Here is a 221-nt window from a genome sequence, read left to right as displayed (position 1 = left end):
ATTGCGCTGGAAGTCAACGAAGGCGAACTGGTGACCCTGATCGGTGCCAACGGTGCCGGCAAGACCACCACCCTGAAGGCCATCACCGGCACGCTACCCAGCAGCAAGGTAGATGGCCACGTGTATTACATGGGCAATCCGCTCAAGGGCAAGAAGTCCTTCGAGCTGGTCAAGGACAAGCTGGCGATGGTGCCGGAAGGGCGGGGCGTCTTCACCCGCAT

The 221-nt window shown here is 60.6% G+C and carries 1 protein-coding gene; it reads left to right on the top strand.

Annotated features, from left to right (window positions below):
- A partial coding sequence (locus tag HWE04_RS24410; RefSeq protein WP_241813949.1) for an ATP-binding cassette domain-containing protein occupies positions 1–221 on the top strand: 221 nt, incomplete at both ends.

It is taken from the genome of Herbaspirillum sp. C7C2 (assembly GCF_022627865.1).
Classification (GTDB): domain Bacteria; phylum Pseudomonadota; class Gammaproteobacteria; order Burkholderiales; family Burkholderiaceae_D; genus Herbaspirillum; species Herbaspirillum frisingense.
Note: the sequence above shows the minus strand (reverse complement) of the source record. Positions and strands in the feature narration are given on the sequence as shown.